24 protein-coding genes are annotated in these 22,693 nt (G+C 38.1%); 12 read left to right on the plus strand and 12 right to left on the minus strand.

Annotated elements, in window-relative coordinates; all coding sequences use genetic code 11:
* Positions 1 to 245: 245 nt before the first annotated feature.
* From efp to NSQ14_RS11215, 3 genes are all read right to left on the minus strand, one after another.
* Complete coding sequence (gene efp / locus NSQ14_RS11205; protein WP_034770965.1) at positions 246 to 803, minus strand: elongation factor P; 558 nt, start codon at positions 801 to 803, stop codon at positions 246 to 248.
* 18 nt (positions 804 to 821) lie between these two features.
* Positions 822 to 1,883 (minus strand): M24 family metallopeptidase, encoded by a 1,062-nt coding sequence (locus NSQ14_RS11210; protein WP_034770968.1) that lies wholly within the window; start codon positions 1,881 to 1,883, stop codon positions 822 to 824.
* Positions 1,884 to 1,989: 106 nt separating this feature from the next.
* Positions 1,990 to 2,493, minus strand: coding sequence for a YqhR family membrane protein (locus NSQ14_RS11215; protein ID WP_034770970.1), 504 nt, complete (start codon positions 2,491 to 2,493; stop codon positions 1,990 to 1,992).
* A 277-nt stretch (positions 2,494 to 2,770) separates the two neighbouring features.
* Here NSQ14_RS11215 and NSQ14_RS11220 point away from each other — a divergent pair, with 277 nt between their 5' ends.
* The gene (locus NSQ14_RS11220) at positions 2,771 to 3,130 is read left to right on the plus strand and encodes an SA1362 family protein (protein WP_034770973.1); all 360 of its coding nucleotides are present in this window, start codon (positions 2,771 to 2,773) and stop codon (positions 3,128 to 3,130) included.
* A gap of 18 nt (positions 3,131 to 3,148) precedes the next feature.
* On the opposite strand, the gene NSQ14_RS11225 is transcribed toward NSQ14_RS11220, so the two are convergent.
* Complete coding sequence (locus tag NSQ14_RS11225) at positions 3,149 to 4,033, minus strand: patatin-like phospholipase family protein (RefSeq protein WP_034770975.1); 885 nt, start codon at positions 4,031 to 4,033, stop codon at positions 3,149 to 3,151.
* Between the two features lie 453 nt (positions 4,034 to 4,486).
* Positions 4,487 to 7,039 carry a vitamin B12-dependent ribonucleotide reductase gene (locus NSQ14_RS11230; RefSeq protein WP_034770977.1) on the minus strand — a complete coding sequence of 851 codons (2,553 nt, stop codon included), beginning with the start codon at positions 7,037 to 7,039 and terminating at the stop codon, positions 4,487 to 4,489.
* A gap of 458 nt (positions 7,040 to 7,497) precedes the next feature.
* On the opposite strand from NSQ14_RS11230, the gene NSQ14_RS11235 reads away from it, so the two are divergent.
* Positions 7,498 to 7,884 (plus strand): rhodanese-like domain-containing protein, encoded by a 387-nt coding sequence (locus tag NSQ14_RS11235; protein WP_034770983.1) that lies wholly within the window; start codon positions 7,498 to 7,500, stop codon positions 7,882 to 7,884.
* 472 nt (positions 7,885 to 8,356) lie between these two features.
* Here the strand turns inward: NSQ14_RS11235 and gcvPB are convergent, their stop codons facing one another.
* From gcvPB to gcvT, 3 genes are read right to left on the minus strand one after another with little or no spacing between them, the layout of a single operon-like run.
* Complete coding sequence (gene gcvPB, locus NSQ14_RS11240; protein ID WP_034770986.1) at positions 8,357 to 9,817, minus strand: aminomethyl-transferring glycine dehydrogenase subunit GcvPB; 1,461 nt, start codon at positions 9,815 to 9,817, stop codon at positions 8,357 to 8,359.
* Positions 9,810 to 11,159, minus strand: a complete 1,350-nt coding sequence (gene gcvPA, locus NSQ14_RS11245; RefSeq protein WP_034770989.1) for an aminomethyl-transferring glycine dehydrogenase subunit GcvPA — start codon at positions 11,157 to 11,159, stop codon at positions 9,810 to 9,812. Before gcvPA ends, gcvPB begins: the two co-directional genes overlap by 8 nt.
* 27 nt (positions 11,160 to 11,186) lie before the next feature.
* The gene (gene gcvT / locus NSQ14_RS11250; RefSeq protein WP_034770991.1) at positions 11,187 to 12,299 is read right to left on the minus strand and encodes a glycine cleavage system aminomethyltransferase GcvT; all 1,113 of its coding nucleotides are present in this window, start codon (positions 12,297 to 12,299) and stop codon (positions 11,187 to 11,189) included.
* Positions 12,300 to 12,477: 178 nt separating this feature from the next.
* Here gcvT and NSQ14_RS11255 point away from each other — a divergent pair, with 178 nt between their 5' ends.
* Together NSQ14_RS11255 and NSQ14_RS11260 are read left to right on the plus strand one after the other, a co-directional pair.
* Entirely contained in the window at positions 12,478 to 14,172 is a 1,695-nt protein-coding gene (locus tag NSQ14_RS11255) for a DEAD/DEAH box helicase (RefSeq protein WP_034770994.1), read from the plus strand.
* Complete coding sequence (locus NSQ14_RS11260) at positions 14,141 to 14,944, plus strand: YqhG family protein (RefSeq protein ID WP_034770996.1); 804 nt, start codon at positions 14,141 to 14,143, stop codon at positions 14,942 to 14,944. The genes NSQ14_RS11255 and NSQ14_RS11260 overlap by 32 nt, the downstream gene beginning before the upstream one ends.
* 538 nt (positions 14,945 to 15,482) lie before the next feature.
* Here NSQ14_RS11260 and NSQ14_RS11265 read toward each other — a convergent pair.
* The 3 genes from NSQ14_RS11265 to NSQ14_RS11275 all read right to left on the minus strand — a co-directional run bounded on the left by NSQ14_RS11265 (position 15,483) and on the right by NSQ14_RS11275 (position 16,806).
* Complete coding sequence (locus NSQ14_RS11265) at positions 15,483 to 15,653, minus strand: DUF2759 domain-containing protein (RefSeq protein ID WP_034770998.1); 171 nt, start codon at positions 15,651 to 15,653, stop codon at positions 15,483 to 15,485.
* Positions 15,654 to 15,723: 70 nt separating this feature from the next.
* Positions 15,724 to 15,966 (minus strand): DUF2626 domain-containing protein, encoded by a 243-nt coding sequence (locus NSQ14_RS11270; RefSeq protein WP_034771001.1) that lies wholly within the window; start codon positions 15,964 to 15,966, stop codon positions 15,724 to 15,726.
* 138 nt (positions 15,967 to 16,104) lie between these two features.
* On the minus strand, positions 16,105 to 16,806 hold the full coding sequence (locus NSQ14_RS11275) for a helix-turn-helix transcriptional regulator (RefSeq protein WP_034771004.1): 702 nt from the start codon (positions 16,804 to 16,806) through the stop codon (positions 16,105 to 16,107).
* A 210-nt stretch (positions 16,807 to 17,016) separates the two neighbouring features.
* Here NSQ14_RS11275 and comGA point away from each other — a divergent pair, with 210 nt between their 5' ends.
* From comGA to NSQ14_RS11315, 8 genes are all read left to right on the plus strand, one after another.
* Positions 17,017 to 18,102, plus strand: a complete 1,086-nt coding sequence (comGA, locus tag NSQ14_RS11280) for a competence type IV pilus ATPase ComGA (protein ID WP_034771006.1) — start codon at positions 17,017 to 17,019, stop codon at positions 18,100 to 18,102.
* Positions 18,077 to 19,108 carry a competence type IV pilus assembly protein ComGB gene (gene comGB, locus NSQ14_RS11285; RefSeq protein ID WP_034771008.1) on the plus strand — a complete coding sequence of 344 codons (1,032 nt, stop codon included), beginning with the start codon at positions 18,077 to 18,079 and terminating at the stop codon, positions 19,106 to 19,108. Before comGA ends, comGB begins: the two co-directional genes overlap by 26 nt.
* Positions 19,109 to 19,134: 26 nt before the next feature.
* Complete coding sequence (gene comGC, locus NSQ14_RS11290) at positions 19,135 to 19,434, plus strand: competence type IV pilus major pilin ComGC (RefSeq protein ID WP_041903955.1); 300 nt, start codon at positions 19,135 to 19,137, stop codon at positions 19,432 to 19,434.
* Entirely contained in the window at positions 19,409 to 19,912 is a 504-nt protein-coding gene (gene comGD / locus NSQ14_RS11295) for a competence type IV pilus minor pilin ComGD (protein WP_346216340.1), read from the plus strand. Before comGC ends, comGD begins: the two co-directional genes overlap by 26 nt.
* Positions 19,887 to 20,243: a hypothetical protein gene (locus NSQ14_RS11300; protein WP_269919086.1), complete on the plus strand. Its 357-nt coding sequence runs from the start codon at positions 19,887 to 19,889 to the stop codon at positions 20,241 to 20,243. The genes comGD and NSQ14_RS11300 overlap by 26 nt, the downstream gene beginning before the upstream one ends.
* The gene (gene comGF, locus NSQ14_RS11305) at positions 20,215 to 20,679 is read left to right on the plus strand and encodes a competence type IV pilus minor pilin ComGF (RefSeq protein WP_269919087.1); all 465 of its coding nucleotides are present in this window, start codon (positions 20,215 to 20,217) and stop codon (positions 20,677 to 20,679) included. Before NSQ14_RS11300 ends, comGF begins: the two co-directional genes overlap by 29 nt.
* Positions 20,627 to 21,100, plus strand: a complete 474-nt coding sequence (gene comGG / locus NSQ14_RS11310) for a competence type IV pilus minor pilin ComGG (protein WP_269919088.1) — start codon at positions 20,627 to 20,629, stop codon at positions 21,098 to 21,100. Before comGF ends, comGG begins: the two co-directional genes overlap by 53 nt.
* Before the next feature lie 97 nt (positions 21,101 to 21,197).
* Positions 21,198 to 21,383: a YqzE family protein gene (locus NSQ14_RS11315; RefSeq protein ID WP_034771024.1), complete on the plus strand. Its 186-nt coding sequence runs from the start codon at positions 21,198 to 21,200 to the stop codon at positions 21,381 to 21,383.
* Between the two features lie 30 nt (positions 21,384 to 21,413).
* Here NSQ14_RS11315 and NSQ14_RS11320 read toward each other — a convergent pair whose 3' ends face one another.
* Entirely contained in the window at positions 21,414 to 22,538 is a 1,125-nt protein-coding gene (locus tag NSQ14_RS11320) for a hypothetical protein (protein ID WP_346216341.1), read from the minus strand.
* Positions 22,539 to 22,693: the final 155 nt, after the last annotated feature.

Genomic DNA, 22,693 nt, shown 5'->3' on the forward strand with positions numbered 1-22,693 from the left:
AAAATACATTTTCGCTTGCGAGGTAATGCTACCGAAGCTTCTCTAGTTCACCGAAAAAATATAAAATTTTTTCGGCTGCGATGTATTCCAGTGAAGCTTTCCTTATGCACTTATACTTAATTCTTAAAATTTCCAACTACGTCGAATTCGCTTCTTTGCTGGAAATTTATACTTTCCTATTAGCTAAAAAAAGAACCTTGACGTTTGCCAAGATTCTTTCTTATTCATATACAATTTTTCAAGTTTTAGGCTCTGGAAACATAAGACCCGTCTGTCGTATTGATAATTAATCGATCACCAACATTAATAAAGAACGGGACTTGAACGACAAGGCCGGTTTCAAGTGTTGCCGGTTTTGAACCTCCCGAAGCCGTATCCCCTTTAATTCCGGGTTCGGTTTCAGTCACGACCAATTCTACTGTATTTGGTAATTCGACTCCAAGTGTTTCCCCCTGGAACATAATAATTTGAACTTCCATATTTTCCTTCAAAAAGTTCAATTCATATTCGATTTGTTTTGCCGGAAGCTCCACTTGTTCATAGTTTTCGGTATCCATAAATACATGGGAATCGCCACTTGCATATAAATATTGCATTCTCCGGTTATCAATCTGTGCTTTTTCCACTTTTTCCCCGGCGCGGAATGTTTTCTCCTGAATAGCACCTGTGCGCAAGTTACGTAATTTGGAACGGACAAAAGCAGCACCTTTTCCCGGTTTTACATGTTGGAAATCAAGAACGCGCCAAATTTCTCCGTCAACCTCAATGGTGAGTCCTGTTCTAAAATCGTTTACTGAAATCATTCACTTTCCTCCTGCTCATTACAAAATAATTAGTTCTTTTGTTGAATGGGTTAGGGCTTCATTCCCGTGTTCGGTAATAACTAAGTCATCCTCAATTCTTACACCGCCTAATCCCGGTACATATATCCCCGGTTCACATGTAACGACCATGCCCGATTTAAGTAAAACTTCCGAATTTTTTGAAAGGGTTGGTCCCTCGTGGATTTCCAAGCCGATACCATGTCCGGTAGAATGACCAAAATCATCTCCATGACCATGTTCTGTTATGTAGTCCCTCGTGATTGCATCTGCCTCTTTTCCGGTCATTCCAGGTCGAATTTCTTCCATTCCTTTTAATTGTGCTTGGAGGACAATATCGTATATTTTTTTCAATTGTTCGCCAGGATCTCCAACGGCAACCGTCCTAGTTATATCTGATACATAACCATCATAATAGGCACCATAGTCAAGTGTTACCATATCGCCCTTTTCAATTACTTTATTGGATGCAACCCCGTGTGGAAGAGCAGAATTCAGACCGGAGGCGACGATCGTATCGAATGAAGATGAAGTTGCCCCACATTTTCTCATGAAAAATTCTAGTTCATTGGATACGTCCAATTCTGTGATCCCGGGGCGGATAAACTCAAGAATATGCTTAAAAGCGGCGTCAGCAATATCACAAGCCACCTTAATTATCTTAATCTCTTCTTCCGTCTTAATCAACCGTAATTTTTCAATGACACCACTTACCGGTACCAATGTTCCTTTAAACTCTGACACATACGCTTGGTATAATGCATAAGTGACATCATCTTCTTCAAAGCCAAGTTTGTTTATACCTTTTTCATTACATATCCGAACCACTTCTTTCGGTATTGACCCGCTATGTTGTATGATATCATATCCGACCGCTTGCCTTTTTGCTTGTTCAATATAGCGGAAATCTGTGATAAAATAAGCATCCTCTTCCGTAATCAAGACAACACCTGTCGTTCCGGTAAAATTCGCAATATAACGGCGATTATACGGACTCGTTATCAGCAAAGCTTGAATACCGAGCTGACCAAATTCGTTACGAATACGTTCCAATTTTTTCATCCATTTTCTCTCCCTATTTAGCATTAACATACTATATTTTACCATAATATACTTCTTTACTGGGAAAAGAATCGCTCAGATTCTCCCCATTTTTTACTAAGATCATTTATGTAGAATGATTTTTCCTTTTTTCCTCGATTTTTTCATTATATTCATAAGAAATCGAATATCCGACAAAAACACCGAATAATACATATAAACACAGCATTGTAATGATCGTATTTCTATCTAATTCAGTAATCGGATCTAAGTTTGGAAACAGCGGATTTAATAGGAAAAAGACAATAGCAAACAATACAATTCCATATCCGAAACTAACCCAGATGTTTTGAAATTTTTTCAATGTGAAATAATAAAGTAATGCCGCAACAATCCCTAAAACCCCGATTAACAATAAAGAGATAACCGTACCAATCCAACTTGTTTTCCAATCTCCAACTGCCCACGGTTCCAATATGGTATTCGGACGAATCTTCGTGAAATTGAAATAATATGCCATCAAACCGACCGCACCCCAGAATACGCCGCCAAAAAAACCGGTAATTATTGAAGTTGTTATGGGTGAGAGCGGTTTTGCGTGTTGGTTTTGTTCCAATTTTGCTTTCTCCATTGTAGCACCTCCAATTATAGTATGTCCTAAGCAATTCTGTTTTTTCATAAATTATTGCCAATAATGTAGAGGTTTTGCCTATTTTTTTGTAGAATATAAGTAGAATAAGATAATTTCATTTTGTTGCGAAGAAATGATTGGAATCCACCGTATCATGTTGAAGATCTTATTGTACTTGGGGCTTAAGTTTTAGAAAAGGAGTAATTTGGAATTAATTTTGGTAAATATGTTTATTTGATATAAATTTTGCTTAAAATGCTCTTAGGAGGTGGCCCTAATGAAAGCAAATTTGGCAAAGATTTTAACAAGTTTCATTCTTGTACTCGGCATTATCGGTTTAGCTGTTACGGTTATTTTCCAACCGTTCCGTCTGGTTCGTTTCTTATTAATCAGTGCAATTATAATCGGGATTTTCTTTCTCGTCATGAGAAATTTCGGCCTACCAAATCAATCCATGAGGAAAGAACAAAGGGCATTTATTAAAGCAGCACGACAATCGAAAAAAAGGATAAAGCGGGGGCAGAAAAAAGTCGATTCAAAAAAGAAACAGGCAGTTCGGAAAAGATATACATCAAGTACCCATTTAACGGTTATTGAAGGAAAAAAAGGGAAGAAGAAAAATCGGGCTATTCATTAAATATCCTTGATTAGATATTTAATATGCCCAATTTTTCAAAAATTTTAGTGTCTTTTCTTTGCCAATTTTTATTAAATCTTCTTTTCCTTCATTCGTTATCCCAAACTCGGTCGTTAACATCCCTTCTGTCGGAATAAAAATGATGTTTTTCTCGTGTTTCCGCGATATATATCGTGTATCATGAGCATCCTTCATTGTCGAAAATAACGCTTCAAACATTTGCAATGCATTTTTTATTTCCCTCGGTGGTTGCTCGTTTATGTTTGGACTTAATTTAATACCGAGAACGGGGCGCTCTTTCATAACATTTTCACGATCAAATAACCACATAGGAAAGTTGCTGAGAACACCGCCATCAACAATAACAATTTTGCGATGATTGATTTTTAATCGTACCGGTTCAAAAAAATAAGGTAAACTGCAACTCATCCTGACGGCTTTTGCAATCGGGAAATTTTCAAACGGAATATTGTATTTGTGCAGTTCGTTGGGGAGAATAAAGATCCTGCCATTTGACAAATCCGATGCAATGATTTGCAATACGCCAGGTGGCAGGTCACCAAATGTACGAACGCCTTTTTTTTGTAAAGTTTGATCAAGCCAATTTTCCAACGCTTGTCCTTTGTACATTCCTAATCTCCAGTAAATTGGTAACCATTTAAATACCTTATAAGGTAAAATACTTTTCGGCTCATCCAGTATTGTGCGTAATTCGAGATTGCCTAATTCATTATTCAACTCCTCACTGGTAAATCCCGCTGCAATAAATGCAGCAATAATTGCTCCGGCACTTGTACCGGCTACTCTTTTAAATTGGAAACCGTGCTCTTCTAAAGCCTGGTAAGCGCCAATATAGGCTAACCCCTTTATACCTCCTCCTGAAAACACCCCGTCAATATACAAAGGAAACCGCCTCCGTTGATTTTTTTCTAATTTTAAGAGATGATCCGTCCGCACGAGGCCACTGAAAAATGCAAAAAAATCCGTACGATTACTTACTTATCATTTTTGTGAAAAATCCTGCTATATATTGTAAAAGTGAGCTAAATTGAATTGTTTTTTTAACGTCCCATTCTGTACGGTAAGACGAAAAGGATCGTTTTCTTATGATTTTTATATATTTTAAGAGAACAAACGGCTCGGACACCCCGCGCTTTTCTTAATTACTTTATGTTTAATCAAAGGACAACGAAATTAGTACAGCAGGCAAGCTGTTTTTTTTCGGGATCATTCACATTTTTCTCACCTTTCTAGGGAATCTTTTGCTCGTAATAAAAAATAGCACGGTGAATTCTATTGAATCACCATGCTATTTTTTATGTTATTTACACTTATTTATTTACTTTTAAAAGGGTATTACAGACCGCATTTTAATTGGGCACCGCAGTTATCACAAGTATTGCAGCCGCCGATTTCTTTCACTTTCCCTTTACGGCAAACCGGGCATGTGTCGCCGATTTCCGAGCCGATTGTGACATCCGTTGAACGGAGATCTTGAATGGTTTCAACAAGAACAACTTTTGTCGGATGATGATGGTGTGCATCTTCTTTATGGCTATTTTCTTCTGCCTTTAAAGTTAATACTTGTGTATCACGGCTTCCGTCAACATACACTGTACCACCTTTGGCACCGCCTTTATATAGACGCTCATATACTTTTTGAACTTGTTCAACGCTATAGCCTTGTGGTGCATTTACCGTTTTACTGATAGACGAGTCTACCCAACGTTGGATCACACATTGAACATCTGCATGGGCTTCCGGTGCTAAATCCATTGCCGTTACAAACCAATGTGGCAAGTTGTCTGGAGAAACTTCCGGATGTTTATCCAAATATTCTTGAACAATCTCTGCCTTCACTTCCATGAATTTACCGAGTCGTCCGCTGCGGTAATAAGTAAAGGAGAAGTAAGGCTCAAGGCCTGTGGAAACTCCAACCATTGTCCCAGTAGATCCAGTTGGAGCAACAGTTAGCAAGTGGGAGTTACGAATTCCGCTTTCTAAAATGGATTCTCTAATATCTTCAGGCATTTTTTTCATAAAACCTGTTTCAATAAAGGCTTTCCGCAGACGGTTTGTTTCTTCTTCCGTTTCACCGACAAGGAACGGGAAGCTCCCTTTTTCTTTCGCTAACTCAATGGAAGCCCTGTAAGCTGTTGTCGCAATTGTTTCAAAAACTTTATCGACAAGTTCATTTCCTTCTTGGGATCCATATTCTTTTTCACAGTAAATTAGTAAGTCGGCTAGACCCATTACACCAAGTCCTACTCGGCGTTCACCAAGTGCTTGTTTTTTGTTTTCTTCCAAAAAGTAAGGAGTCGCATTGATAACATTATCTTGCATTCTTACACCGGTTCTGACCGTTTGTTTTAATTTTTCAAAGTCAACTTGTTTTGTTTCTTTATTGACCATGTTTGCTAAATTTACTGCAGCTAAATTACAAACAGAATATGGTGCGAGAGGCTGTTCGCCGCACGGATTGGTCGCTACAACCTTTTGCCCGTAAGCTTTGGCGTTTGTCATGTCATTGGCGTTATCAATGAAGAAAATGCCCGGTTCTGCCGAATAGGTTGCACAAATATTAATTAAGTTCCATAGTTCTTTTGCTTTGATCTTCCGATACGTACGGACGCGATAGCCCATCTTTTCCCATTCGCGAACATCGCCGACTTCATGCCATTTTTCGTTGTATTCTTTCATTTCTTCCGGATTGTATTTTTCAACATCCGGGAAGCGTAATTCATATTCACCGTCATTTTCAACAGCTTTCATAAACTCTTTTGTTAAACAAACGGAAATATTCGCCCCGGTTAAAAATTCCGGATTATTCACATCATAGGTTCCGCCGTCACGTAATTTTTCTTCGGCTTCCTTAATCACTTCTTCTGTAAAACCACCAAAACCCGGAATATTTTTATAACGGACAATTCCTTCATACATGATCCGTTCATTTTCTTTTAACGGAATAAATTTCAATTTTTCTTTAGCAAGCTTTTTAATTTGCTCGTCTTTGGTATTTTCAATCAAGAACCGTAAAATTCTTGGGTTTTGCATTTTGGAAATAATAAATTCAATAATATCCGGATGCCAGTCCGCAAGCATAATCATTTGAGCTCCACGACGGGACCCACCTTGCTCAACAAGATGTGTAAGTTTCGCTATGTCATCTAACCATGAAACCGAACCGCTTGATTTACCGTTTACGCCTCTTGCCAGTGTGTTACGCGGTCTTAAGGTTGAACCGTTCGTCCCTACTCCACCGCCGCGACTCATGATTTCCATTACTTTCTTACGGTGCTCAGAAATTCCTTCCCGTGAGTCCTGAACAAAAGGCATCACGTAACAATTAAAATAGGTTACTTCCTTACCTGAACCTGCCCCGTAAAGCACGCGACCTGCCGGGATAAAGTTCAATTGGACAAGTTCTTGATAGAATTTTTCTGTCCACTCCTGAATTTTTTCTTCAGACTCTTCTACTTCTGCAAGGCCAGTTGCATTCCGTTTGGCAATTTGCTCATAGAAAATTTCTAATGGTTTTTCAATGACATCAAGGGAGCGAACGATTATCCCTGACTCTCTTTCTTCTTGTTGCTCAAGGACACCGCGATATTCTTCTTCCACAAGGACGGATGCTTTCTTTAATTCCCAATCAATATTGACTATGTAACCTAATCCTCTCGCCGGGAATTTCGGATCCTCTTTTACCGTCAATACAACAAAATCGCCTTCAGATAAAGTCAGTTTTTCCGTGTCTTTAAATGAATAACGGTCAATCATAACGAGCCTGGATACACCTTTAAAAGTGATCTTCATATCCTCGGTTATCGGATGAACTTGTGGAAAAAGTCGAATCGCATCATTCAACTTTTTAATATTCAGTTTTGGTGTTTCTTTAAATGCAACAGCCATACATCCATCTCCTTTATATATAAATCATAACTGCTGACAAATCTAGCTGTCTTTTATACTTTTTACATTAACATAGAAAGCCCACTAATTCAATATATAGTGGTATAAAAAATTTTTTGCAACTATATATTGTGCTTGCAAGCATATTTGTCTATTTTTGTCAATACCTCCTTAAAAAAAAGTGACCAATTACCTACTTCGTCGATATTTGTTATGTTTCAACAAAAGTAAATTCTATCAAAGGAGAATGGAAAAATAAATACTCTTTTGTTGAATTATAACTAAATTATTGAAACCGAGTGTACTAATGTTGAAGTTTTTTTCTTTTGAAAGTATGCGCGGTACTGTGACGATCACTGTTTTTGTTCAACCTTTCATAATTTACTTTGCGTTCACGGCATTTCATTTATATAATATAAATTAGTGCACAAGTTTGAGTAAGTGAAAGGGGAACCATCATGAGTTATAGTAATATTGTTTTGATTATTATTTTATTTGCACTACTCAGCTATTCGCTATTCAATTATTTTCAGCGGAAAAGAATTATAAAAGTCTTAACCCAAGAAGAGTTTATCGAAGGATATCGAAAAGCTCAATTAATTGATGTACGTGAGCCGAATGAATTTGAATCCGGTCACATTTTAGGTGCAAGAAATATTCCGTTAACACAATTGAAAATGCGGATGAAAGAAATCCGTCCAGATAAACCAGTCTATTTATATTGCCAAGGGTCGAGCCGCAGTGGAAGAGCTGCTCAAATGCTTTATAAAAAAGGTTATAAACAACTCTATCAATTAAAGGGCGGATTTAAGAAATGGACAGGCAGGATTAAGGTTGGAAAATAGGTAAGTACAATCGGACAAGTTTTTTGTCCGGTTTTTTACGTAATAAGGTACCGTAGTCAAGTTGGATTGATCTATGTAGCCTTGATGAGGACCAATTTTTTGAGATTTCCGTGTGTTTCGGTTTTCGTTATTCAGATGAATGGAAAAAAACGGCCGAAATTGGAACAATAACGACTTTATGGCACAAATCCATTAGAGTAATTAGCGGAAGTGTCCCATAGTCCCCCATGTAGTGCCAAGATACACCACAGAGGATGAAAAATGTTGTCTCCATGGTAGGAATACTCTATGATTCCCATTATCTACTGCAAAGTTATATATGAACTTAAAAAAGTCCTGATACATTCTTAAAATAGAATTGTATCAGGACGGTAATCATGTTATCGAATGAAGACTGTGACAAAATCATCCTTGAACCTTTACATATTATAAATCGATGGCTTACATTTTAGCATCTACTACTTTGTTATCTTTATTCTCTCACATATTTTAAAATCGGTTTTCTTGCCGCTTTTGTTTCGTCAAGCCTTCCTACAACCGTTGTATGCGGAGCCTCTTGGACAATTTCCGGATTTTCTTCCGCTTCCTTGGCGATTTGAATCATTGTCTCGATAAAGGCGTCCAACGTTTCCTTCGATTCCGTTTCTGTCGGTTCAATCATCATACTCTCTTCCACATTCAACGGGAAATAGATGGTCGGTGGGTGAAAACCGAAATCAAGTAACCTCTTCGCAATATCGAGTGTACGAACACCTAATTTTTTCTGCCGCCTGCCGCTGATGACAAATTCATGCTTGCAATGGCGATCATAAGGTAAATCATAATACGGGGCTAACGAGCGCATCATATAATTCGCATTAATCACTGCATTTTCCGTCACTTGCCTTAATCCATCAGGCCCCATCGTTCGAATATATGTGTAAGCCCGGACATTAATTCCGAAATTGCCGTAAAATGGTTTTACCCGGCCGATAGATTGCGGACGGTCATAATCAAAGAAAAATTCATTATTCTTCTTCACCAGTACCGGTTTCGGTAAAAATGGAATTAACTCTTTTTTCACACCGACAGGACCACTCCCCGGGCCACCGCCGCCATGAGGACCGGTAAATGTTTTATGAAGATTCAAATGCACGACATCGAAGCCCATATCTCCGGGACGTGCTTTCCCCATGATTGCATTTAAATTTGCCCCATCATAGTATAATTTCCCGCCGACTGCATGGACAATCTCTGCCATTTCCACAATATTTTCTTCAAACAGACCCAGTGTATTCGGGTTCGTCAACATGAGCGCCGCCGTATCCGAACCAACGACACGCTTCAAATCGTCGATATCGACAAGACCAAACTCATTGGACTTAACTGTTATTGTTTCAAATCCGGCGACTGTGGCCGAAGCCGGATTCGTTCCGTGAGCAGAATCCGGGATGATCACTTTTGTTTTATGGAAATCACCGTTTGCTTCATGGTACGCACGAATGAGCATTAACCCTGTCCATTCGCCATGAGCTCCTGCAGCCGGTTGCAATGTCACTTCATCCATACCGGTTATTTCTTTCAAATGTTCCATTAAATCATACATAAGTTCAAGAGCACCTTGGACTGAACTTTCATCTTGAAGCGGATGTATATGAGCAAATCCGGGAAGTCTTGCCACATCTTCATTGATTTTTGGATTATACTTCATCGTACATGAACCAAGCGGATAAAAACCGGAATCGACCCCGTGGTTTCTTTTTGAAAGAGCGGTATAATGACGGATAATGTCAAGTTCCGAAACCTCAGGAAGTTCAGGTTCTTCCGTTCGAATATAATCTTCCGGCAGCAAACGATCAATATCCGTTTCTGGAACATCTATTTCCGGTAATGAATAACCAATTCTTCCCGGCTTACTAATTTCAAAAATTAACGGAAAATTGTCCTTAACCATGATGATACGCCCTCACTTTCTCAACGAATGTGTCAATTTCCTCTTTCGTGCGAATTTCGGTAACACAAACAAGCATCTGACCGGCATATTTAGGATCCACTTTTCCTAAATCATACCCGCCAATTACTCCGCTTTGTAATAAATAAGACGTGAGCCCTTCTACCGGTTTATCAAGTTTAACAACAAATTCATTGAAGGACGGACCATCATAGACAATCTCAAAACCATTTTGTTTAAACACATTTTTAGCATAATTTGCTTTTTGTATATTACCTATTGCCATTTCCCGAATACCCTTTTTTCCCAGCGCCGTCATCGTCACACTTGCAGCCAATGCGTTTAACGCTTGGTTAGAACAAATATTGGAGGTCGCCTTTTCTCTACGGATATGTTGCTCCCGTGCCTGCAGTGTTAAAACAAAGCCGCGGTTGCCATTTTCATCGGTTGTCTGCCCGACTAATCGGCCGGGGATTTTCCGCATGAACTTTTTCGATACAGCAAAGAATCCACAATGAGGACCACCAAAAGACTGGGGTATCCCAAAAGGTTGGGCATCACCGGTTACGATATCGGCTCCAAATTTTCCGGGCGGTGTCAAAATTCCGAGAGCAACCGGATTTGCGGAGACAATAAATAATGAATGATTTCCATGCACAACCGGTTCAATTTCACGTAAGCTCTCGATGCGGCCAAAAAAGTTCGGATATTGCACAAGAACACATGCGACATCATCGGTTAACTGATTTTTTAATGACTCTATATCGGTAACTCCATTGTTTAACGGTACTTCCTCTACTTGTAATTTTTGCCCTTTTGCATAGGTTTTTACTACCTCTTTATATTCCGGGTGGATCGCTTCCGATATGAGAATCGTTCTCCTTTTTGTTTGTCCGGTTGCAAGCATGGCCGCTTCCGCCAGAGCCGTACCGCCATCATACATGGAAGAATTGGCCACATCCATGCCGGTCAATTCACAAATCATTGTTTGAAACTCAAAAATTGCCTGAAGCTCACCTTGGGAAATTTCCGGTTGATACGGCGTATAAGCAGTGTAAAATTCTGAGCGTGAAATGACATGATCGACGATGGACGGAATATAATGATCATATACACCCGCTCCCAAAAAACTTGTGAAATTTTTTACATTTACATTTTTGGCAGCCAAATCAGATAATTCTTTATAAAGTGCCGGTTCGGATTTTGCTTCTTTTAAACGTAAGCGACCCTGATACCTTACGTTTTCCGGTATATCTGAAAAAAGCTCGTCTACCGTTTCTACCCCAATTTTTGCAAGCATGTCCGCTTTATCTTGTTCTGTCATCGGTAAATATCGAAAAGCCATGAAAAATCCCCCTCTCTTATGCTTCAATCATGATTGACCAATCTTTTTTCTTTTATAAAAAGGTGTCGGAATCACTTTCCCTAATATTTGTTTATTACGTATTTCCACAAATAGCTCCGTATCTATATCCACTTTATTGCTTTTGACAAGGGCAAGACCGATATTTTTCTTTAGTGTGGGAGATTGTGTACCGGTTGTAATTACCCCAATTTCTTCTCCATCTTGAAAGACTTTATAGCCGGTTCTCGGAATCCCTCTGTCAATCATTTCTATCCCGATTAATTTCCTAGTGGCACCATTTTCTATTTGTTTTTTTAGCACTGCCTTCCCGATAAAATCTTCTTTCTTCTCCGTCTTTACGGCAAACGTTAATCCCGCTTCAACCGGTGAAATGGTGGAAGATAGCTCTTGCCCGTACAATGGCAGGCAAGCTTCAAAACGCAATGTGTCTCTGGCTCCCAGGCCGCACGGTAAAACTCCTTCATTTTTTCCGGCTGCCAAAATCTCCTGCCATAACCGCCGGGCATCGGACGGGTGACAATAAATCTCAAAACCATCCTCTCCCGTATATCCGGTTCTGGATACGAGTGCTGTTGCCCCGTTTATTTTTATGTATTGTTTAAACCCAAAAACAGGAATAGTGGAAAGATCGTCATTGCTAAGTTTCTGCAGCACATTTTCAGCTAAAGGACCTTGTAAAGCCAACTGTGCATAATTGGCAGAAACATTTGTCACGTTTACTTGTCCCGTTCTGTGCGTCGATAACCATTGAAAATCTTTTTCCGTATTGGCTGCATTTACAACTAATAGATAAGAGTCATCATGAAACTGATAAACTAATAAATCATCTACTGTTCCCCCGGCTTCATTGCATAAGAACGTATACTGGGCTTTACCCGGTTTCAATTTAGCAAGATCATTCGTCAGCATCGTTTGTAAAAAGGAAAACGCATCCGGTCCTTTGACTTCAATCTCACCCATATGTGAAACATCGAACAGTCCTGCACGCATCCGGACCGCCTCATGTTCGGCTTTAATACTCGAAAACTGCACAGGTAAAGCCCAACCGCCAAAGTCAATCAACTTTGCCCCCATTTGTCGGTACATATCATACAGTGGTGTCCGCTTCAGCTCTTCCATCCAGCTCCCTCCTTTTGTTGTACATGGATTGACATCCCAAATTTTTCATAATTTTCGCCAACAGGGATATACTACACTTACAATCCGTTACTAAATTTCTTTAACAAAATTCCAACTTCATCGTATCATTGTTTTTTACATTTTTCCACCATTTCATCGTCGGAAAAGGAGTGTTTTTATGGATGTTGAAGTACATTTTGACTCTACATGGCAAGAAGGATTTTTCATGAAACTCAAAGACGATGGACCATGGGCGAATTGGCACTTATATAACTTGGCATTAGAAGCTGAGAAGCATTTACTGATTCCCGACTTTTACGGTTTGATGGCCCCTAAATTTTTACCGGAGTTAAAACCGTTACCTCACCAAATTGAGGCTGCCAGTCAAGTCATCGAGCAAATGAACGGAAAAGCAATCTTGGCAGACGAGGTTGGTCTCGGAAAAACAATTGAAGCCGGGTTAATTTTAAAAGAATATATGATTCGCGGTTTGGCTAAAAAAATCTTAATTCTTGTACCTGCTTCCCTTGTCTCGCAATGGGTATTCGAATTAAACAGCAAATTCCATATTCCCGCAATCGCTTATCGAAAAAATTACAGTTGGGAAACGGTGGACGTCATGGTCTCCTCCCTTGATACGGCCAAAAAAAGTCCTCATCGAGAAAAGATATTAGAACAAAACTATGATTTTGTCATTATCGACGAAGCCCATAAACTGAAAAACCATAAAACAAAAAACTATGAGTTTGTCCAAGGTTTAAAAAAGAAGTTTTGTTTACTTTTGACCGCCACCCCGATCCAAAATAAAATCGAGGAAATCTTTAATCTTGTTTCATTATTGAAGCCCGGACATTTAGGAACATATGATGACTTTTTAGAAACCTATAAAAATAACAAAGATAAATATAGCGACGAACAATTGAAAAAATTGATTAATAAAGTAATGATTCGAAACAGGAGACAAGATACAAAAATCGAGTGGACAAAACGGCATGTCAAAACGATATTAATCGATTTTACAGAAGAAGAACGGGAATTATATGATCATATCACAAGTCAACGAAATCAATTTGACAGTCTGTTGGCCAATGCCTTTTCCATTTTGACTCTCCAACGGGAAGCATGCAGCAGTAAAGAAGCTGTTTTTACCACGGTAAAAAATATGATAGAAAAAAACGAGGACCCCGTCGCTTCTTTCAAACAATTTATTCAGTCAATAATGGAAAAAATCCAGAAAATCCAAGTGAATTCAAAAGCAGAAAAAGCGTTGGAGTTAATTCATTCCATTAACGACAAAGTGATTATCTTCACTGAATATCGGGCAACGCAACTATATCTTCAGTGGTTTTTAAAACAGCACGGGATCTCATCCGTTCCGTTTCGCGGCGGTTTTAAGCGGGGGAAAAAAGACTGGATGAAGGAATTGTTTCAAAACCATGCGCAAGTATTTATTGCAACGGAAGCCGGTGGAGAAGGAATCAATCTTCAGTTTTGCAACCATATCATTAATTTTGATTTACCTTGGAATCCGATGCGCCTTGAACAGAGAATTGGACGGGTACACAGACTCGGGCAGGAAAAGGATGTCATGGTTTATAATTTTGCTACAAAGGGAACCGTTGAAGAACATATTTTGAAATTGTTATATGAGAAGATTCATCTGTTTGAACGCGTCATTGGTGAATTGGATGAAATTTTGACCAAGCTTGATTTCGGTCGCCTAGAGGATCATCTGGTTGATATTTTTGGTCAGTCGGAATCAGAAGGAGAGATGAAAATTAAAATGGACAATTTAACCGCCATGATCGAGTTTGCCGAGAAGTTTAAGGAGGATGAATATCATGAAGCAGCAGAAAATTCATTCTTATCTTAAACAATTTTTCTCGACAACCAATTGTCAAATCGAATCGCTCGATCATACCCACTTAACCGTTCAATTGACGGTTGATATGGATAAATTACTGATGAATCGCCCTTTTTATTGGCATTATATTGAAAAAACAGGAGGAACACCGAATCCGCAAAAACTTACTTTTATAACCGACTTTCACAGAGCAAAAGATTTGAAAGGCGAACTCATTCATTTCGGTTCACCTCGTTTGCATCAAATCTTTCATGTTTCGAAACAAATGGGCAGTTATATTCGTTTATTTGAAAATAGACCGGGAACTGAAAAAAATCATACCGCATTGGTACCTTGGTTTTGTTTAAATTTGAAAATCAGTTATCTTTGTGATCGGAGGAAAGATATGTTGCGTTCGATCGGAATGAATTTAATAAATGGGACGCTGCTGGAAGGCTTTCATGATGAACTGGTTGAGAAGGAAATTTCCTTGGCTACAAAAATTCCGGACTTTGCTTTTACCTTCACCCCAATGTTTAAACCGGAAAGCGGAATAAGGCGAATCAGACAATATATTGAAAAGGACATAATGAAAGATGATCATTCTTGGGCAACCAGTGCGAGGAAACGCTGGCAAGCAGATGAATCGTTATTAGATTCCTTTTACGTTGACATAGAGGAAAAGCCGGAAAGGTATTATATTGAAAAAGAAGCATTAAAAAATCAGTATGAACCGAAAATTGAAATTTCCATCATCAATGGCGGATTATTTTATTTAACTAAGTCATGCTTGCTGGCTTAATTAGAAAAGAACAAGGAACTCGTTTAAAGAAGCTTGCTAGTTGCGAGCCCCTTGAAACTAAACAATAAACTTCCATTAGCAGGAAGTTTCTTCATCATGTATGAAGAAAACTCGGGCGTCCGAGCCTTTAGACAACTAAAGAGCCGTAGTTCAGCGAAAAAAATTTTCGCTTGCGAGGTAATGCTACCGAAGTCTCTCTAGTGCACTTATGCGTTAGAAAAGGGGTTGTCCAAAAAGTCAAAAATTAAGCCAATGTGTATAAGTTATTGAAGTGAAGGTGGCGGCGACTCCTGCGGGAACAGCACGAGCCGAAGACCCTGCAGGAGCGAGAAAACGAGCGACGAAGCGGCTGAGGCCGTGCCCGCGGAAAGCGTCCGTCACCGAAACGAAAAACCGAACCCTATTCTTTTACACTAAAATTTTAGAAGTTGTACTTTTAGGACAGCCCCTTCCTCCTTTAGCTAAAAAGAGAAAGGCTTCATGAAATGGGGGCTAAAAAAGCAATCCCACATTCATGAAGCCTTTTCATAAATGTCTTTTAAGCCTCAGGAAACCCGTCAAATATGAGGGTCATCAATGTAAAAAAGCCAAAAACAAGAACAGTTGCCACAGAAAAAAACAATCCTAAATAATTTTTGCTTTTAAACGAGGAAAAAACAGCAAAAATAGCAAGTAATGTAACCAAACCTGTAATAATTACTGTACCCATATAAATCCTCCTGTTTGGAAATATTTAATTGATCAGCCGATTGGTATGCATAAAAAGATTACCTGAGCTGTTAATGGCCTGTACCTGGAACAAAATGGAAGGTGGTATAATATGTAAAACCGACAAAAAATATGGTTAAATACGCACCAAATATATACATATACATCCTTTCAGATAATCGCAAATACCCCAATAACAGGAAAAAACCGGTTTGTGCTAAAAATAATAATGCCAAAACATTCATGCCCCCGACATAAAACATGACCGTGAAAATGCCGGTCCAAAATGATAATACCCGATACATACGATCCATCCAGATCCCTCCCCTTGTGTTTCAATTTATTTTATCATGGAATGACATGAAAAATAAAACTTCTATCGAGATATTGATAGAAGTTTCAATTTATTTCTATTATAATAATAGTGATTACGGTTGTAAACACTTTCAGCATTAATTTGGAATATTTATCCGATATGCACAAGCATCGCAACCTTCGAACATATTTTGTGTAGCCACAAGTTCGAAGTCATCAAATAAAGATTCAAGAAGTCCCTTGATAAACGCAATATGCATATTACATGTCGTTGATTTATGCTCTTTTGCTATTTCACGGAATGGGCAATTAAACACTTGTAAATGAAGTTTTTTCTGGCCCTCTTGAATATATAAATCCGGATAAAAACCTAACATCGTACATGTGGATTTAAATATTTCCACCTTTTGGTCAAACGTTAACTGATCACTGGTCAATCCATATTTCGTAATTTGGTTTTCCATTAATTCGTAACCAAAACGTCTGCCGGTTTCATAAAGGGCCGGTTCAGCAATTTCTCCAAGTTGGACCATTGATTCAATGGCAATTTTTGCAAGTAAGTGATAATCTCGGAAAGGAAAATTCAGTTCAATCACATCATCGGATAATTGGTAAATCCGGCTTGGTCTGCCGCCTTTTCCTGTTTTTCTATTTTCCGATTTCAGCATGTTTACATCTTCTAATTTGGACAAGTGTAATCTTGCTACGTTCGGATGGATACTAAATTTGTCAGCAATTTCTTGAACGGTTACATTTTTATGATTTTTCGTGATGTACTCATAAATGGAATACCTTGTGGGGTCCGATAAAACATTTGTAATTTTCAATGTTTGTTGCAAAGTTATCACCTCTTAGGGCTTTTTTATCATTATAATATAGAAAACGTAGCAATATTAGTCTATAGGGAGGATTGTCGGAAAATGTTCAAAATTTCACATATAAATATTAATAAATATGTAAAACAAAAAAATTTTTTATAAAAAAAGAAGGAATTTTGTCTTTTATGTCGAATTACATTTACTGAAAAAGAAAGGAAGGTGATTTAAACTTTGCCGAACTCGATTGAAACACGGGCAAGGGAAATTTTGGAGCACGCCCTTTCTTTACATGCAACAGATATTCATATCATCCCCAAATCAAAACATGCTTCCGTTCTATTTCGATTGTCTCATAAACTCATCCCCATAATGACAATCGAACTTGAGGAAACGGAAAGATTAATTTCATATATGAAGTTTCAGGCAGCAATGGATATCGGCGAAAAAAGAAAACCCCAGAACGGTTCTTTTCAAATAGATATCGGGGGGCTATCTGTCGGACTTCGATTATCCACTTTGCCTTCCATATTCGCTGAAAGTTTGGTCATCCGTATATTACCACAAGAATCATACATCCCATTTCAACAATTATCCTTATTCCCAAAATCACTGAGACTACTGTTAGCCATGTTAAAGTTTTCCCACGGTTTAATCATATTTACAGGACCAACCGGATCGGGCAAAACAACAACTTTATATTCTCTTCTCCAACATTCGACAAAATCTCTTGGCAGGAATGTCATCACCTTGGAAGATCCTGTTGAAAAAAATAGTGAAGATTTACTTCAAGTTCAAGTAAATGAAAAAGCCGGCATTACGTATAATACCGGTTTAAAAGCGATTTTAAGACATGATCCCGATATTATTATGGTCGGCGAAATTCGTGATAGTGAGACAGCGCATATTGCCATTCGAGCAGCATTAACCGGTCATTTAGTATTGACAACGATGCATACGAAAGATTCAAAAGGTGCATTGTACCGGTTAATCGAATTTGGTGTTAATTGGCATGAAATTGAACAAACTTTGGTAGCAGTGACGGCCCAAAGATTAGTCGAATTAATTTGTCCTTACTGTTTAGAAGAAGAATGTCCTGTCTATTGCAACCAGAATAAAAATAAGCGTACTGCCGTTTATGAAATTTTGTACGGTCGTGCATTAAAGGAAGCACTGTTGGAAATGAAGGGTGAAGCATTTTCGGCGCGCTATCCGACTTTGGGCCAATTGATTGCAAAAGGTATTGCTCTCGGATTTATCAAGAAAAGTGAGTATGAAAGATGGGTGCATGATATTGAGACAAAGTCGCTGGAAAATTGAAGAACAAATTTTGCTTTTAAAAAGACTTGGCATGTTATTGGACGAAGGATATTCCATTAGCGATGCGATCGGCTTTATTCAAATACAGTTAAAAAAGGATAAACAAGATGAACTGTTGGAAAGCATAGAAAAACTGAAAAATGGTGAAAAGTTTTTTAAAGTTTTGGAGCAATTACAATTCCATTCCACTGCTGTTAGTTTCGTGTTTTATGGAGAACAAAACGGGAATCTGTCAAAGTCATTACAAACAGCGGGTTTGATCCTTTCAGAGCGGGAAAGGCGGAAAAAGAAAATTCAAACTTTATTGACTTACCCTATTTTCCTGCTCATTTTAACAGGAGGGATGTTTTTTGTAATCAGTTGGCAGCTGTTGCCGCAATTTATCCAATTATATCACTCTTTTCAAGCAGAGCCGAATGTTTTGTTAAAGTCTTTGTTTTGGATTCGTGAACATCCGTTAATGATAGGTACCGTTTTATTATTGTTGTTCTCTATCATGATAATTGCCCAATATAGTTATCGTATGCGGAAAACAAGCTTTGAAATTCAGACTGCATTTGGAAAGTTCCCGATCTTAGGGAATTTGGTTCAGCTGTGGAACACCTATTATATCGCTTATCATACAAGTCAATTATTGCAATCGGGTTTGTCCTTGTTTCAATCTTTACATTTTATCAAGGACGACCCGAAAAAGCCTTATTTAAAAGAAGCGATTGAAAAAATTAATGATGGATTACTCAACGGAGATAGTTTTTCAGCGGCGGTGCAAAAGATCCCGTTTTGGAAGAAAGAGTTGGTTACAGTAATCCAACATGGTCAATTAATCAGCAAGCTGGAAGTGGAGTTGGAAGCCTACAGTCAATATTGTTTAGAGGCCTTTTTTGAAAAGTTGGAGAAAATCATTAAAATCATTCAGCCGCTTATCTTTGGGTTTATCGCTATTTGGATTATCTTGATGTATTTTTCAATCATGTTACCGTCATTCCAACTAATCAATTATATTTAAAAATTTTGGATGAAGGAGAGATTTTCATGTTGAAAAAAGAATCTGCATTTACGTTAATCGAGATGATGATCGTACTGTTCGTCATCACTATTTTACTGCTTATAACCATTCCAAACGTGACAAAACACCAGACAAGTATCAGCAATAAAGGCTGTGAAGGATTAGAAAATATGGTTCAGGCAGAAATCCAAGCCTATCAAATTGATCATAATAAATTACCTGCTTCTATTGATGACTTGAAAAACGGATATTTGAAAGAAGACCCGGTATGTCCGGATGGAAGGAAGATTGTTATCTCTAATGGTGATGCAGTTATCAAAAAGTGAAGGGAAGATCAATCGGATAAAGACATCGTTGCTAAACAGGCAATCGAATCAGGCAGGCTTTACACTTATTGAAGTATTATTAATCTTTTTCATCATTGTCATTATGCTAATGAGTCTGCCCCCCTTATTTCACAGTGTTCAAAATACCATTAATGAAAAATATTTTTTGCAGCAGTACGAAGAGGATTTGTTTTACGCACAAAGTCTGGCGTTGAGCAGGAGAAGGGCTGTCTACTATCAATATGATAGCAATAAAAAGATTTATAAAATTACTGACCACCGGGGAAATGTTTATCTGCAAAGACAAGTACCGGATGATGTTGTCATTTCCCACGGGCATCTGGCAAATTTTCGTTTTGTCGGGGACGGAAATATTAACCGGTTTGGTAATGTTTGGGTTCAAGTGAACGGGAAGAAATATCAAATCTTTATCAGTATCGGGAGTGGCCGTTTTGAAATTTTTGAAGAAAGTTCTTGATAAACAAAATGAGGGATCAATCTATCTTGAGATCTTACTTGCCTTTTTCGTTTGGCTTGTAATCTTATCAACGGTTATTCCCTCCTTTTTACACTTAACTTTAGCGAGGAAGGAAATCCTTATTGAACATATGGGCAATCAAATTTTATCGAGACAGGTTCAAAAAGTGATTTATGACCAACCGATTGAAGCATCAATCCAACAGGAGGGGTACCCGGCCGATTACACAGTTGTTCAAGAAAACATGGAGGGGATGAAAGAAATTTGTGTTTATTATAAAAGCGTGGAAAACGAGGAGAAACATGTATGCCGAACAATCAATAAACAATGAAAAAGGTTATACTTTGGTAGAAATGTTGCTTAGTTTGGCCATATTTTCTTTAATTATTGTCTATTTGACGAATATGGTCCCGTTGTTACGTTATCATACTTATTCAAGTGAGATAGCGGATCAAATGCAATGGGAAATGTTTATGAATCAAGCCAAACGGGAAATTCGGCAAAGTGATGAAATCTTTTTGACCGCAAGCTACAATAGAATTTTATTTTGGAAAGATGGAACCAATACGCTATATGAACGGTATGGAAATCGAATTAGGAGGCGAGTCGACGGGATGGGGCACCAATTAATCTTATTTCGTATCAGGAGATTTGACTATGATCAAATACCACATGGGATTAAATTCATCGTTACACACGAAAACGGTAAAATTTATGAAGAAGAAATTTATTTGCCACGGGAAATTCCGATCACTAATAATAAATAAAAATGGTTTCATCCTCCCTTTTACCTTGTTTTTGTTTTTTCTTTTTTCTACGATATTGCTTCACTCGACGACAAAATATGTTGTTGAAAAACAAGTTTTTGATAATTTTCATATCACTTATGAGTTGGAAACATTATTGTTAATGGCCTATCAAGATGTCGAAAAGGCATATGAGAGCGAGAATTTTTCCAATTCCGGCAAATTGGAATACGATGTTGGCTATGTTTTGTATCGGGTAAAAGAAGAAAAGGAAAACGGGCTATTGGTTTCCTTCGAATGTTACACGGATGATGAAGGAGAATTGTTTATGGATTTGATGTTAGATAAAAAAACGGAGGAAGTTGCCCCGGAACCAGAACCGGCTGAGCAAGACCAAGACACGGAATTTCCTGAAAATGGGAACCTTATTGACCCTAAGTGAAGCGATAACGCCAATGGATTTTTTGCATTCCTGTTTATAGACTTCATTATTTGGATAACCTAATAGTAAAAGAGAAATGGACAAGGATGCGGGTGGAATGAAATCAGATGACTATATTCGTTTTTTGACCAAAACAGTTGTTACCCATTTCGAAACACCGAAAGAGGAAAGAAATAAACGGAAACTAGAAAAAAAGATGCAAAAGGAGCCGTTCGTCTATAAATGGTTCGGAATCTTCCCTTATATGGTGAAAATCGGATTCAAAAAGATTAAAAAACGGTAAAGAAAACTCGGGCATGGGTCCGAGTTTTCTTTATTCAAATTCAATAACGGAAGCCATTTTTTTCTCATTTATAAAAATAATATGTTCATATAAGTTTCCTGTTAAACAGCTTTTTCCTTTTGGTGAACATAGCAGTGGTGCACTTTCAACAGACTTAAGAATGACTTCTTCTTTGCCACTCTTAATATTCCGTTTGACCAGCCGAAATCCGTCATTATAAAGATCCGCCTCCCCGCTTTTCTTCGGTTCAATAATAAAAAAATTCTTACCGGCCAAATCATAGGTTGGGATAACCCACCCGGAAAAATCGGTTAAATGCGGGATTTCAAAAGAATACAGTGGTTGAAGCTCATGATCATAAAAATGAAATATCGCTTTCGATGGATCTTTATCACTCGGGGCAATGGCTAATAGGAAATTTTTCCACCCATCAATATAGTAAAATTTTTCTTCGTTTTTTACATGTTTTTCATTGCCATTTTCATAAATGGTTAGGGGCGCGGTAATCATCGGTTCATCATTGCCCCAATCCAAATATAGAAATCTTGATTGCTTAAGCCAGACCGCAAACGGTTGGGAAAGGTTCATCTCTTGAAGGGAACGCTTTTCTATGTCGATTAAATAGGAACGAAATGACCAATCTTCATAAAAAGCACTGACAAGTATTTTCGTTTCATCATACCCATTCCACTCATAATGAACTTCTTTTGACTCAATTTCTTCTTGAAACACGATTTGTTGACCGGGAAGCCGGATGACAGTCAGAAGTGCTTTATAGGCCGTTGAAGCTGAATGAATCAGAAGATATTCTCTAGACGGGCTCAATTGTGCAGAAACAATCGGTTCATCACTAACATAGACTTCTTTTTTAACTCCGGATAGTAAGTCATATGCTGAAACGATTGACCGGCTATTTTTCCTCTCGACAAATAACAGCGTTTCGTCTGTCTCCCAATCAATGATAAATTGAAAATCCGCTTCCTGCACTTTTAATGGGACAATTGATTGTGAATTTAGTCCCTTGCCATTTACTGTTTGATTTGCCGCCGATTTTTCTGAATCAAGTTTGGACGGTGATGGTTTATTTAATTCTTCTGTTTCACAGCCGGAAAGTAACAGGACAAAAAAGATAAGAACAGATAGCCATTTCCCCATCAGATTTCACCTTCTCAATAAATAATGCGCACGTTTTTCAGGATATTGCCCCCACTATTGAAGTTTCCCTTTATAAGACGTATGAAAAAGCGAAATGTTTCATTTTTATTAAAATTTTTTTAAAAAAAGATGACAAAAAAAGGGAATGCGGCAAC

The organism is Caldifermentibacillus hisashii (genome assembly GCF_039654145.1).
In the GTDB taxonomy this organism is placed as follows: Bacteria; Bacillota; Bacilli; order Bacillales; family Caldibacillaceae; genus Caldifermentibacillus; species Caldifermentibacillus hisashii.

Coding starts and splice junctions, on each gene's coding strand:
- NSQ14_RS11210 (WP_034770968.1), bottom strand. CDS start 1,883: ATGAAAAAATTGGAACGTATTCGTAACGAATTTGGTCAGCTCGGTATT.
- NSQ14_RS11235 (WP_034770983.1), top strand. CDS start 7,498: ATGAGTTATAGTAATATTGTTTTGATTATTATTTTATTTGCACTACTC.
- gcvPB (WP_034770986.1), bottom strand. CDS start 9,817: ATGGTTAAGGACAATTTTCCGTTAATTTTTGAAATTAGTAAGCCGGGA.
- comGF (WP_269919087.1), top strand. CDS start 20,215: ATGTATGCCGAACAATCAATAAACAATGAAAAAGGTTATACTTTGGTA.
- NSQ14_RS11315 (WP_034771024.1), top strand. CDS start 21,198: ATGAAATCAGATGACTATATTCGTTTTTTGACCAAAACAGTTGTTACC.
- NSQ14_RS11260 (WP_034770996.1), top strand. CDS start 14,141: ATGAAGCAGCAGAAAATTCATTCTTATCTTAAACAATTTTTCTCGACA.
- comGC (WP_041903955.1), top strand. CDS start 19,135: ATGTTGAAAAAAGAATCTGCATTTACGTTAATCGAGATGATGATCGTA.
- NSQ14_RS11320 (WP_346216341.1), bottom strand. CDS start 22,538: ATGGGGAAATGGCTATCTGTTCTTATCTTTTTTGTCCTGTTACTTTCC.
- NSQ14_RS11270 (WP_034771001.1), bottom strand. CDS start 15,966: ATGGATCGTATGTATCGGGTATTATCATTTTGGACCGGCATTTTCACG.
- gcvT (WP_034770991.1), bottom strand. CDS start 12,299: ATGGAAGAGCTGAAGCGGACACCACTGTATGATATGTACCGACAAATG.
- comGG (WP_269919088.1), top strand. CDS start 20,627: ATGAAGAAGAAATTTATTTGCCACGGGAAATTCCGATCACTAATAATA.
- efp (WP_034770965.1), bottom strand. CDS start 803: ATGATTTCAGTAAACGATTTTAGAACAGGACTCACCATTGAGGTTGAC.
- comGD (WP_346216340.1), top strand. CDS start 19,409: ATGGTGATGCAGTTATCAAAAAGTGAAGGGAAGATCAATCGGATAAAG.
- NSQ14_RS11265 (WP_034770998.1), bottom strand. CDS start 15,653: ATGGGTACAGTAATTATTACAGGTTTGGTTACATTACTTGCTATTTTT.
- NSQ14_RS11220 (WP_034770973.1), top strand. CDS start 2,771: ATGAAAGCAAATTTGGCAAAGATTTTAACAAGTTTCATTCTTGTACTC.
- NSQ14_RS11230 (WP_034770977.1), bottom strand. CDS start 7,039: ATGGCTGTTGCATTTAAAGAAACACCAAAACTGAATATTAAAAAGTTG.
- gcvPA (WP_034770989.1), bottom strand. CDS start 11,159: ATGGCTTTTCGATATTTACCGATGACAGAACAAGATAAAGCGGACATG.
- NSQ14_RS11215 (WP_034770970.1), bottom strand. CDS start 2,493: ATGGAGAAAGCAAAATTGGAACAAAACCAACACGCAAAACCGCTCTCA.
- NSQ14_RS11255 (WP_034770994.1), top strand. CDS start 12,478: ATGGATGTTGAAGTACATTTTGACTCTACATGGCAAGAAGGATTTTTC.